The 12,717-nt window shown below is 52.8% G+C and carries 9 protein-coding genes and 2 pseudogenes; 8 read left to right on the plus strand and 3 right to left on the minus strand.

Annotated elements, in window-relative coordinates; all coding sequences use genetic code 11:
- The first annotated feature begins 38 nt into the window (after positions 1-38).
- The 3 genes from FY251_RS17945 to FY251_RS17960 all read left to right on the plus strand — a co-directional run bounded on the left by FY251_RS17945 (position 39) and on the right by FY251_RS17960 (position 6,333).
- Positions 39-3,668, plus strand: a complete 3,630-nt coding sequence (locus FY251_RS17945; RefSeq protein ID WP_148416399.1) for an Eco57I restriction-modification methylase domain-containing protein — start codon at positions 39-41, stop codon at positions 3,666-3,668.
- A 337-nt stretch (positions 3,669-4,005) separates the two neighbouring features.
- On the plus strand, positions 4,006-5,820 hold the full coding sequence (locus FY251_RS17955; protein WP_148416401.1) for a hypothetical protein: 1,815 nt from the start codon (positions 4,006-4,008) through the stop codon (positions 5,818-5,820).
- Positions 5,821-5,895: 75 nt separating this feature from the next.
- Positions 5,896-6,333, plus strand: coding sequence for a TRAM domain-containing protein (locus FY251_RS17960; RefSeq protein ID WP_148416402.1), 438 nt, complete (start codon positions 5,896-5,898; stop codon positions 6,331-6,333).
- A gap of 7 nt (positions 6,334-6,340) precedes the next feature.
- Here the strand turns inward: FY251_RS17960 and FY251_RS23430 are convergent.
- Positions 6,341-7,036: pseudogene (locus tag FY251_RS23430) on the minus strand (nucleotidyltransferase domain-containing protein).
- Positions 7,033-7,410, minus strand: a pseudogene (locus FY251_RS17970) (RNA polymerase subunit sigma-70); the annotation flags it as partial. The pseudogenes FY251_RS17970 and FY251_RS23430, both read right to left, overlap by 4 nt.
- A gap of 67 nt (positions 7,411-7,477) precedes the next feature.
- On the opposite strand from FY251_RS17970, the gene FY251_RS17975 reads away from it, so the two are divergent.
- From FY251_RS17975 to FY251_RS17985, 3 genes are all read left to right on the plus strand, one after another.
- Positions 7,478-8,308: a type IV toxin-antitoxin system AbiEi family antitoxin gene (locus FY251_RS17975; protein ID WP_148416403.1), complete on the plus strand. Its 831-nt coding sequence runs from the start codon at positions 7,478-7,480 to the stop codon at positions 8,306-8,308.
- A gap of 238 nt (positions 8,309-8,546) precedes the next feature.
- On the plus strand, positions 8,547-9,212 hold the full coding sequence (locus tag FY251_RS17980) for a helix-turn-helix domain-containing protein (protein ID WP_148416404.1): 666 nt from the start codon (positions 8,547-8,549) through the stop codon (positions 9,210-9,212).
- 14 nt (positions 9,213-9,226) lie between these two features.
- Positions 9,227-9,925, plus strand: coding sequence for a hypothetical protein (locus tag FY251_RS17985; RefSeq protein ID WP_148416405.1), 699 nt, complete (start codon positions 9,227-9,229; stop codon positions 9,923-9,925).
- A gap of 185 nt (positions 9,926-10,110) precedes the next feature.
- On the opposite strand, the gene FY251_RS17990 is transcribed toward FY251_RS17985, so the two are convergent.
- On the minus strand, positions 10,111-10,785 hold the full coding sequence (locus tag FY251_RS17990; RefSeq protein ID WP_148416406.1) for a helix-turn-helix domain-containing protein: 675 nt from the start codon (positions 10,783-10,785) through the stop codon (positions 10,111-10,113).
- Positions 10,786-11,286: 501 nt separating this feature from the next.
- Between FY251_RS17990 and FY251_RS17995 the strand changes: the two genes are divergently transcribed.
- Together FY251_RS17995 and FY251_RS18000 are read left to right on the plus strand one after the other, a co-directional pair.
- On the plus strand, positions 11,287-12,159 hold the full coding sequence (locus FY251_RS17995; protein WP_148416407.1) for a ParA family protein: 873 nt from the start codon (positions 11,287-11,289) through the stop codon (positions 12,157-12,159).
- Entirely contained in the window at positions 12,152-12,640 is a 489-nt protein-coding gene (locus FY251_RS18000) for a hypothetical protein (RefSeq protein WP_148416408.1), read from the plus strand. Before FY251_RS17995 ends, FY251_RS18000 begins: the two co-directional genes overlap by 8 nt.
- Positions 12,641-12,717: the final 77 nt, after the last annotated feature.

The following is a 12,717-nucleotide window of genomic DNA, read 5'->3' on the forward strand; positions in this document are numbered from 1 at the left end:
TGCATTTATATGGGTTGAGTAAGAAGGTCGCGGTATTCATGAGCGACACGGCATCTTCGTCCTCCTCTCCCGGCGATAAATTCGTCGAACAAGTATTCTCGTCTTATCAGGATCTCTATGATGAAATTGAAACCGGGGAACGGATGGAACATGATTTGATGCCACGCCTTGTCCGGCACTTGTTTCTTGACGCACTTGGATTCAGTCCGTCAGATTACGAGCAGGAGGATGACTGGAATGACGTTCGTTTCTACGACGACGAACGTAAGCCAGTCATCGTCGTTGAGGGGAAGAAACGGGATGTAGATGCAGAGGATGGCATCGACCAAGCCTTCCGCTATGCATCATCCACAACCTACGTTCGCTATCTTATCGCCACCAACGTCGATAAGATGTTGGTGTATCGGCGGTGTGACGAGTCCGAGGCAGACGAAACTAGGCACGGTGTCAGCGCGAAACTGATTGCTGACATCGAGTTCGAGGGAATCGTGAATAAAGTATCGGGGAAAGGGATTACTGATGAGCTATCGTTGGATGAACGACAGTCAATTCAGCAGTTGATGCAGCTGCGCGAACAGGAAATTAGTGACCCAGGCCGATACGATGATTTCGAGATTCACGATCGACAAGACGTTTCTTCGGATGAAGGCTTCCAGAATCTCATTCAGTCACTTTCAACGTGTCTGGACGAATACCTCATGCCATACACGTTGGCGGCTTTCGACGAGTATGAAGACCGGTATGAAGAGTTCCGGTCGCAGGCGGATGACCTCGAACAGCAGATAGAATTTTTACGCGGTGAAGGACATGAGGACAGCGAAATCGCTGAACTCGAGGTCGAGTTAGGGAATTTGCGAGAGGAGTATTCGCAGTACCGGGAGTTCCACAGTGACTACGAGACGTGGGTGAACCTCAGCCAGCGACAGGAAAATGAGAAAGAGGACAACAAGCGAATCTTCTGTCGAGAATCTGTCTACGTCCAAATTAATAAAATTCTCCTGATTCGAATTGCTGAGGACCAGGGCCTTACAAATCAGATGATTAGCAACGGCGGCGTCACCGAATACTTCGATTTCTGGGACAACTATAGTCGGTACACAGAACACGATTACTCCGATCTATTCAACTTCGCAAGCCAGGAACTCAGTGAAGTCTACGACCATCTCTACACACAGCAAATTTTCGACTGGCCGCTTGAAGACGGTGAGGAACTAGATGAAGTGCTACAGAAGACGTTGTGGCATTTGAACCACTTTAACTTTTCTTACGTTAGCCGTGACGTCCTCGGCCATCTCTACGAGGAACACCTTGATCCGCAGGAACGAAAGGAACTCGGGGAATTCTACACCCCAACATCGATTGTCGATTTCATCCTGGATCAGGTCGGGTACACGGCAGATGAACCAATTGAACTCCCGGAATACGATTTACTTGATCCAGCATGCGGGAGCGGGACGTTCTTGGTCCGAGCGACAGCCCGGCTTCGCAAGCGCCTCGACAACAAAGGTGTTGGCGCGAAGGAGTCGCTCCGCATTATTCAGAATCGGATTTACGGTCTCGACATCAATCCATTCGCGACCCACATCGCGGAGATGAATCTTCTGTTCCAGGTGATCGACCTCTACCGGGAGGTGAAAGAAGTGGATGAGGACTATACACTTGACCGCTTCGAGATCTATCAAACCGATAGTCTCCGGTCAGAGACACAAACAAATCTCGCTTCACTCCACAGTAGTGCCCTTCAGCGGAAGTATCAGGAAGAGAAGCAGAGAGCACATCGAACGAAGGACAGAGAGGACTACGGGTTTGTTGTGGGGAATCCGCCGTACGTTCGGATGCAGAATCTCCCGGAAGGCCCTGCTCGTGACGACTATGACGAATACTACAGTTCTCACTACAACTATGACCTCTACTGTCTATTCGTTGAGCGGGCAGCGGGATGGTTGGATGAGGACAGCCAACTCGGATTCATCATCTCAAATAAGTTCGTTCAGTCTCGGTATGGGGAGAAGTTACGTGAGTGGGTGCCGATGAATTACCAGTTGAAGACGCTGATTGACTTTGGCAGCGTGGATGTATTTCGGTCTGCGAAGGCTTTCCCACTCATCTTCACAGCGAAGCGAATTAATAAGGGGGAAGGCGAGCGGAGTGCGGACGAGTTCGTGTTGGCCGAGGATTATCGCTTCACTTTCGGCTCTATAGATGCAGAAGTGTTCCCGGAGCTGTTAGAGCGTCAGTTGGCTCGTGGGTGGGATGACGTAGACGATAATGGTGAGATGGATGACTCGCCGACGATTCCAGATTTTCTTAATAGTGTTGTGCCAGACACACCTGGTGACACTGCACCAGACACAAGCGAGGCCATCAATAGCCTCAGTATCGACTCCTCACAGTTTAATCCGACTCTTCCAATAGATGTGTATCCGGTGTCTTCGGAGATGATTAGTGATGGCGATTGGCGGTTCGTGAGTGCGCGTGAAGAGGCGGCAATGAAGGCTGTTGAAGCGGGGGGACAGCAACTTAAAACGTACTGCGAAGATGATAACGTTGAGCGTGGTCTTCGAACGGGAGATAACGACGTGCTAATCGTCGATGAAGCTACCATCGACGAGTACGATTTGGAAGATGAGTTGGTTCATCCGTTAGTTGGTGGGAAGCAGGTTGAGCGGTGGTATTCTCCGTGGGAGGATCGATATGTCATTTATACGCGGAACGACACACCGATCAACGAGTTCCCGAACATCAAGGAGTATCTGTTGGAGCACAAAGAGAGTCTGAAAGACCGGTGGTGTGTGGAGGAGGGTGGTGAGCCGTGGTTTGCAATAGATAAGACGAAGTCACCGGAGATGTTCGAACGCGAAAAGATCGTGACGCCGGACATCGTCCTCTACAATAACTTCTGGCTTGACGAAAGCAAGAAATTTTACTGTTTGGACACCACATATTACGTCCTAAGTGAGGGCGAGGCAAGTGAATGGTATCTACTTGGAGTCCTCAATAGTGATGCGGTGCAATTCTATTACCGTCGTATTGCACCGACATACAAGGACGAGTTCCTTCGGTACAAGAGTGGGTATTTGAAGAAAATCCCGGTCCCGAATCCGGACGAGTGCGATAACGAGACGGTCTCTGATGTAGAATTATTGGCGTCAGATCTGCAGGACCGGGTTACGGAGTATCACAAGGCAAAAGATATCGAGGAGAATCCGGCGCTGGTGTTCGAACGGGAAGAGATTGATCAGGAATCGTTGTCCTTAGCTGGGTATGTGGACAGTATGAACCTGTCCGATGGTGATATCACGGACCCGTACACGGACGGTGCTACGCTTCAGCTGAACGTACAGGATTCCATCACATTCACCTCTAAGGATGTTGCGGAGATGTTCGAGCGTGCAGTAGAGATCCTGAAGTTCGAGGCTGTGGAGGACATTTCTAAAGCCCAACTCCCTCGTACTGAGGGTGCTCTACAAACCTTTGTCCAGCAATACGACAATGCCGCTGGCAGTCTCGACACTATTGAACAGGATATCAAGGACCTCGAAAATGACCTTAATGACGAAGTGTACGAACTGTACGGTATTGACGATGAGACGCGTGAGTACATCAAGGAGACTGTGAAGACGCCGACGACACCAGTCAGGCCGAAGGCAATGTCGGACGAGGAGTGATGAATCGGTTCAGTATTGGGGAGCGCGTCCGAGTAGATATCCCAAACCAGGACGACCCTGACTTTGAGCGCCTACATGGGCGAACTGGTGAGATTGTGGATTTAATAGAGGATGATGCTGGCCAGTCGACAGGGGATGAGCGTGACTCTATACTGTATCGAGTTGAGATAGCCGATGGTGAAACCGTAGATTTGCGGTGGCGGGACGTCAGGCCGATGTAGAATAAGCTGGTGGAGGGGCATCTCGGGGACATCCCTCGTCTCGTTCCTGTGAAAAGCAAGGGCCCTCGAAAGACAGAGATATAGAACTATAAGAATCGCATACAATCGACCCGACAATGGCGGAACTTTTCGTCTTCACTCTTCTCGCGACCATTGTCGCTATCTATGGTGTGCTCCCCAAGTACCGACAACACCGCGTCGGATACTGCCTCGGGAACAAACTCGGTATCGGTGTTCTCAGCATCTTCGGTGCCGTTATCCTGTTAGGATATGTTGGCGGACTTATCCTACAAAATACAGATAGAGAAACTCTCGGGACTCTGAACACGGGATACATCTCTATCGAGATAACGCGGCTAACAGTCGAAATTGCCCAATTAAGTGCTGTTCTGGCTATTGTTGGTATCTTTGTCGGGGTATTTGTACGCGAGAATGTCCGCATTCGGAATGAGCAATATCTTCTCTCTACTCTCCGTGATCTCTACAACCGAGACGAATACGGGACGTTGGTCGATGTCATTCGGGACAATTACGTTCCCCTCATTGATCATCCTGCAAAGCCAACGGCGCCAGGGAATGAATCATGGGCTGAGGTGCTGTCTTCTGTTGAAGAAATCGAGGAAGGAGAGGCGGCTGATCGTCGGTCACCGGTCCTAGAGTACGTCATTGAAGAAGCTGAAGACAGAGCGCCTGATGGCCAGCTAGACCGCGCGCGAGAGATGGTGAGTTTCAAACGCCAGCAAGCGGAGTATTGGTTTTCACGATTACGGTATCGGCTATCTGACACGGCAGAAGATGCGACGGGCTATACCGAATCATTACTTTTGAGCCCAGAGTTCGCCGCGAAACATCCGATTCTTAACCCTGAACTCGGGATTGACGTCATTTCTGACGATTCGCTTGAGGGCTTTCACCGACGGGAATTCACCAATCAGTATCTCACGACGATGCTAAATACGGAGAACAGTCTTCTCTACCGGGATATCGAGAACAATATGGGTGGGCGGGGAGTCTACAGATACAGGATCGATCCGGACAACCGCCTGATCTATTCGTTGTTATCGGACTGTTCGCGTGCAGAGGAGCTTGATGTGTACAACCCGATCGGAGCTACTACGAAGAAAATTCTTCGCGACCAAGGCAAGCAGGACCATGATAAGTATCACGACCAGCAGTTAACGACATCAAATAATTCTGATAACTATATCTTTAGTGATCCGGTCTACGTTGCGATTACGTTTTTTGATATAATGGTCAGTGAGTCGCTCTATCAGCGAATTTCATGGCATATGTTTCTGTACAATTATGACTCTTTCACGCGCCTGATCTGTGAGAACTACGAGATCACGGACGAGAGTGATCCAGTTGCAGAGTGGCCGAACGACTACTCACGGTTTCTCTACGAGATGGTGAGCAATATGACTGACTGGTTGAAGGCGATGGAGAAGATGGTGCTAGAGGACGAGTGCGACGTAATGGTCAAACCCGATGTAGAGAGGGATGACGAGAACAAAGGACAGGAGGATACAGATGTGGCGAACGACGCGCGATATGCAGACTTCATCCGGCTAGACTCGATTGACACCCATCGAGGTACGAATATCCCGAAATCAACTGTCATCTGTTTGTTTTCCTGTCATCGGCGAATTATGACAACCGAAGAGATTCCGGACCAGTTCAAAGAGTACATCACCAACATCATCTTCCAATGCTGTGTCGATCTTCGGAAACACGATGAAGACACCTTACCGTGGCAGTACACTGAATTGATGCTGCACTGTATCGAGGAAAATATCAACGACCGGCGTTCTGCATCAGCTTACCATCGAGCATTGGAAACTGCGTACAATAGTGAAGTCCGACATGAGGTATTGGCAAAGTCGCTTACTGGCGGGAATCTCGTGGAGGAGTTAGATGATTTGATTCGATGACACTTTTTGTCTTCACGACGTGCGAGCTACCTTTGGAAGATAACCGATTAACTACTAGGGGCTGTAGGTCGGCGTATGGTTGAGGTTCCAGAGTCGCTCCATAGTATGTTTAGTGCAACCGTAGAGAAACGAGGAGAGACGTATACTTTCGAAGTTCCGCAAACCGAGATTGATCACGGTGCTCTCACTCCTGGTGAAACTTACCGAATCGGTGTACTCACGCAACAGCTGTCGTCGACGGAGGCCACTGACGAGCGCACAACACGATCGCCGTCGTCTTCTACCAAAGGAGGATCTGAACCGCCTACTCCACCGGTCAATGAAGGCGAGGTTCGCGACGTGGCGATCGAGACGGTCGGCGACCAAGGCGACGGAATCGCAAAAGTCGAACGCGGATACGTCGTTATCGTACCTGGTGCCCAACCTGGTGACGAACCGACCGTCGAAATCGAACAGGTCCAGGAGAATGTCGCGTTTGCAAGCGTCGTCAATAACGATCCACGAGCACTCTAACCTGCTGTCAGCGCAGCTCCTCTACCTGCTCAGAAAGATAGTGCTCGAGGGCAGTAACTGTCTCTGTTGAGACTGCTGACGCCCCGAAATCACTCCGATAGCCGTGCTTCAGGTCCTCGCTATCGAGAATCTCGAGCCCACGCTCAAGCTGCGCCCGAAGAGCATCCTCATCTCCCCGGCGTAGGTGCGGTGTCACAGTGCCGAGGTCGATCTCTTCTGCGACCGCAAGGACGTCTCGGAGATCCGTCTCACGCCCACTGTGGAGTTTCGCAGCCACCAGTACCGCCCCATCAATGGCTCGGGCGGTCGTCGTCACCGTCCCGCCGGTCACCTCCCGTTCCGTACTGTGGTTATGCAGATAGTCAAACGACCACTGCGCCTCGGTCTGCCGACAGCCAAGCCCGTTCACCAAGAGATCGAATCAAATCGGTTGCTGCGGAGCAAGGCGTTTTTCGTACTCGATGACCTCCGTGTCGTAGAACCATTGCTTCGCGTGGCTGTCGGTTTCCTCGAATCCATGGTCCTCGAGAAACTCCACGAACCCATCCTTGTTGTCGGGCGCAACGACGATATCGAGATCCGTCGAGAAGCGAGCATTGAACGCTGAGACGGCATATCCACCGGCAAGGACATACTGGAGGCCACCCTCGTTGAGTTCCTCAAGGAGTTCGATGAGTGCGTTACTCCGATTATTGAAGCTCATGATTGAACTCGCTCAGCTTCCCGGTAGGCGACACCCAGATCGAGATCCTCGTACATCCGATCCAGCATCGCGAGGGCCGATTGGAACTGCGCCTAGTGCTCGCGCATATAGTCAATCGTCTCCGCTCACGGGATTACCGGATACCCTTCGATGTGTTCGATATCAAGCGCTGGCGGTGGATCGAGAACGATCTGTAACGATCCTGCAAACTCATCTCTCGGCTGGTGCTCGAACTCAGCAGGGAAACTGAACGATTCAAAGAACGCTTCCCACACCGAGACCTCCTGCCCGCGAACAGCGATGAACAACGGATAGTCCTCGGGGTCGCGGTTGACTTGGTAACCGCCTCGGGGCCAGACGTAGACGGCGTCGATCATATGGGGTGGTGAAGCGCAACTTTGAAGCCTGCCGGCCTTCATATTCTATGTGCGAAACGCAGGTATGAGTTCCACACAAGAGGTCCAAACTATACGGCAGGGACTTTCGACCCGTGAGAGCCGACTCCTCTCGCATCTCGCTGCTGAAGGTCACCAAATCATCTCGATCGACGACGTCGAGGCGACGCTCGAGGTCGCGCCTAACGCCGCCCGAGAGATCGCTTCCCGACTCACCGAGAAAGGGTGGCTTGACCGGCTTCTCCCTGGCCGATATCTCATCATCCCGCTCGCTGCCGGCGAGGAGGCTGTGTATACGACTCACGAGTATCTCATCGCGTCGCACGTCGTCGAGCCGATGTACATCGGCTACTACAGCGCCCTCAGCCATCACGGGCTGACCGAGCAGGTTCCGCGGACCGTGTACGTCGTCACCCCGACGCGAGCACAGAGTCGTGAGATTCACGGCGTTCCCTACCAAGTCGCGACGGTCACCGAGCGGAAGTTCTTCGGCTATGAGCTGACGTCTATCGAGGGAACCGCCGTGAACGTTGCCGACCTGGAGAAGACGCTCGTCGACTGTACTGACCATCCCGAGTACTGTGGTGGCATCCGCGAACTCGCAAAGGCGATGGTCGCGGCGGACGATCAGGACTGTTCGTGGGCGACGGTCGGCGAGTACCTCCAGCGGCTCGACAACGGCGCGGCGACCAAGCGAATCGTCTACCTTGCCGACGAGCTAGGTATCGACCTCCCGACGCGTGAGACGCTCGTTGAGTCATTCACGAGCGGCTACTCGCTGCTCGACCCAACGCGGAGCGAGCAGGGGACCTACGATAGCGAGTATCGTCTCCGGATCAACGTCGACCTGAATACGCTCGGTCCGGCGAAGTCCTGATTCTACTGTTCAATCAGAATCTCTTTCGTGTCCTTGCTCGTGAGCTTGGAATACGCCAGGGCTAGCTGAGAACCTCCGGTTCAAGGGCGGAAGAGCGTTTAGCAAGCTACACACATTGCGACTATACTGCTTTTCGAGGAGTTTCGGTTCTTGGGTCTAGCTGGTCACATGCAGAGCGCTTTTGTATGACTATCTCGATAGAGATAACTACGAGCGCATCATGTCGATGACTGAATTCATGGATCCCACCGCTGCGAAAATTGTCTTGGCAGCACAGCGTGGGGATTCAATCAACCGAATTGCGGAGAAGGTCGATATTTCGTACTCGTGGATATACGACTGGATCGAGCGGTTGGACGGCGCGGATTTTATCGCAAATACTGATGATGGAATCCAGATCGTCGACCACGAAATGCGCCGCCACTATGATGAGATGATGGGCGCGTTGTACCGTCGTGACTGTATCTCGCAGGAGGACGCCTATATCATTCCTCACTTTGCGGGGATGGAGTTCGCGTACACGGAGATCGACGCGGCCTACGTGTGGACACACGGCGGTTATCAGATCGCGCGCAGCCACGACGACTATCCCGTATTCATCGACGTTCACGACCAAGACGTCGACCGCTGGATCGCGTTCTTCGAACAATACGGGATCGACACCGCGATCGACGAACGCTCCGATGCCAGCGACGTCGAGGGAGATATCTACTACGTCTTGTTCCCCACAGCAGGCGGTATTGAAACAGAGTGGGTTGACGGTAACCCGGTCATCCCATTGGATGAGACGGTCGAGCAGATGATGGACAATCGACCGGCGTACGAACCAGCGTTGGAGATCATCGACGAGGAGTACGACATGGATATCGACGCGAGCCACCACGACCGGATGACTGCGGACTGAAAAACGATTCACCCATGAGCCTTCCCGAACGCCAATCCGAACTAATCGATACACATCGTGCGATACAGGATGCCGGTCTGCCATACGTGCTCGTCGGCGGTTGGGCGGTATCCGCCTTCCAGGCGCGGTTCACCACCGATGTCGACATGGTGCTCCCAGAGACATCGCTCGATGAATACGACGCTCTTCTCACCAACGCCGGCTACACCAAGGAGTTCGACAATGATGTGGCGAACATCTACGAGGGGCGGATTGTCCGGTACGAGAAACCAGTCGGTGAGAACACCGTTGAGTTCGATGCAATGGTCGGCGCGTTGCGCTGCCGACAGACTGATGCCGAGTGGTCGTACCGCTACCTCGAAGAGCACAGTCTCATCGAATCACTCACTGTGGCGGACGATCTGACTGCGAGGATTCCGGAGCCTGCCCTCCTGTTCGCGCTCAAACTCCATAGCGGACGGTTAGCAGATGCACGCGACCTTGTGGTGATTAGTTCGAATGCGGACTTCGACCGAATCGAGCGACACATCCACAGAGGAAGTTCGGATGCCCTCGCTGCGCAGATCAAGGGTATCTTGGAACAACTCGAGAATGATGGCTTCACGGACTCGTTCAAGGGTGTGTTCCAACAGGGAGAGGTACCGGTCGATGACGTGGATTCGCTGATCGAATTTCTGCGGACACAACGCACTGAACTCGAGCGGGGGAGATGACAGATGACTAGTCTCGCGTAGCGTGCGCTAGTCTTGGAGCGTCGCGACTGTTCGGCCTGTCTCCTCGGCCTCCTTACTCCGCGACATCCCGTATGTTGCGAGAGCTTCGTCAACCGCTTCGTCCAGACTCATGGGTTACCCAAATTGAGGCTCTATCAACGTAAAACGTCTTGCACGATCTCCATTCACGACTGGATGCGCTCGGTTTCACGGTAGGCGACATCAAAATCCAGCTCCTCGTACATGCGGTCGAGCATGGCGAGTGCTGACTCGAATGTCGCGTAGTGTTCGCGCATGTAGGCGATCGTCTCTTCTCGCGGGATTACCGGGTAGCCTTCGACGTATTCGATATCGAGCGTCGGTTGTGGATCTAGGACGATCTGCAGCGAGCCTGCAAACTTCTCGCTGGGCTGGCGCTCGAACGCGGTCGGGATGTCGAACGACTCAAAGAACACCTCCCAGGCGTCGACGTCCTGCTCACGAACGGCGAGGAACAATGGATAGTCCTCGGGGTCGCGACCAACTTGGTAGCCGCCCTGAGTCCACACGTAGACGGCGTCGATCCGAGTGAACGCGAATGCCCAGTCACCGAACTGCGGGATGACGTAGGCTTCGTCGATGGATGGCGGACTGACGCCGGCACTTGCGGCTACCAGCTCACGCGCTGTGCTCCGCACGCGGTCGTCGACGACGTCAAGGCCATCGTCATAGTGGATGTAGCCTGCCTCTTCGAGGCGGTTGACAGCCTGCCTGACCGTTTCGTAGGGCGTGTGGAGGTGCTGAGCGACACGACGGATGGAGTCACCACTCTCGATGGCGAGGATGACTTGCGCCGCCGTGTCGTCCAGTATCTCGTACATCTGGTAGTTACCAATAATCCGGTAACAGTTAAAAGTCTTACTGGAAGCTCGGTTAGAGCGGCTCTGGCTGAGTTACACCACTCAGGTATCTCCTATTGAATGTCTGGACTATGTATATATCATAGGCAACCTTCATAATGTGAATGATGTAAATAATGTTGATTGCGTGGGTTGCGTTAATCGACGGTTGATGTGGATGGCGGTAATTGTGGTGAATGCGTATAAAATGCAGAAAATGCAAATTGTGTAGGTAACCTATATTGGGTGGCGATTGTAGCTAATGGGGATTGCGGAAATAATATGCATAATGTACAAAATGTAGATTACGTAGATGGCGCACCCAATCCGTCTGGCACAGAATTATGGTGGGTGAGCTTCATTAGGCGCGTATGAGCAGGACAAAACCTACATTATCAACGGAACGTCCACAATCTTCAATATCCACACAATGCAAATTGGTTACAAAATGTGCAAAATTCATCTATTGCGGGGTGCTGACCCATGAGTGCTGACGAGTTTGAAGGGCTCCCTGGAGCAGCTGTCTCGCTGCTCAAGGGCGGCGTAGGGAAATCCACGATAGCACTCAACATCGCTGATAGACTTGCTGCTCGCGGCCATGAGACGGTACTACTGGATCTGGATAAGGACGGGCACATGACGACCCAGCTTGGATACGACGATGCGTACGACCGAGATGCTAACCTCGGTGATGCTCTCATCGATGGTGAGGACCCCGAAGACCTGCTTATTGAGACGGATTTCGGTGTTCACCTTCTCCCGTCGAGCAACGAGCTCGAGAACGTTGAGACGAGGCTGAAGGATGAACGGTTCGCGGACGTGAAGCTTCGGCGGAACGTCGTCGATCCGCTCATCCAAAACGGATACGACTATGTGATAATTGATGCCGCAGGCGGCCGTGGGAAACTCTCCGATAACGCCCTCATCGCCGTCCAGCGCGTCATAGTCCCGCTGATTCCGCGTGCTGGCTCGATTAACGGCCTCAATAAGATGATTGAACGCCAGATTTCTCCAATTCGGCAGAATATCGGGTTAGAAATCCTCGCAGTCACCCCAAATATGATTCGAGAAACAATGGGGCAACACAACGAGCATCGGACTCTCGTCGAGAACCTCAACCGAGAGTTCGGTTCGTTTGTCCCTGAATATGCACGCGTTGACTCCGAAATCTTCGATGCCCTCGATGATTCAGGACACAACGTCAACAGTATCCCGAAGCCAGGGATTCGCGAACGGACCGCGATTTCTCGCGCCTTCAAGCAGGGAATGCCTGTCTCGGAGTTCGACGAAGATTGCGATCAGATCCCGAATTTCGACTGCTTAGCGGATCTTGTGGAGGAACGCAGCCATGCCTAATGAGGACGACCGATTCGGTGACGTGGCTGAACAGCTCAAACAAACAGAAGAAGGAGCAGAACTGGAGGACGACGAAAGTACTGCTACGGAGGATGAACCACAGTCGACTGATGAGACAGCTACTGAGGACCCAGAGCCGGAGCCTGAGTCCACTCCTGATCAGGATGAGGGGGAAGATGTTGACGAGCCTACCGGTGGGCCCGCCTTCTCATTCGACGAAACAGATATGCATGGCTTCTACGTCCGGGAGGAGACGTGGGATGGCGTCACTCGGATGCGGTCATCGGTGACTGCGGCATGCTCCATGTTTGATGTCCCTGAGTTTGAGGGGAGAGAGTTCCAAGATGCGTGTCTCCGGGTGATTGCGGACCACGGTGACGAGGTCGCACTCCAGGTTCTTCGGGAGCGGAGTATCGAAGCTGATGAGGAACGTGTTCAAGAAGTTGTAGAGATGCTGAGCGATCAAGCGACGAACGACTAATAACGGTCGTAGTTGATTGTTTCCATTATCTGAGTTTCGGGCATATTGTACATAATGTAGATTGTGTACGAACTCAT

The sequence above is a fragment of the Haloferax sp. KTX1 genome (assembly GCF_902410085.1).
GTDB lineage: Archaea > Halobacteriota > Halobacteria > Halobacteriales > Haloferacaceae > Haloferax > Haloferax massiliensis.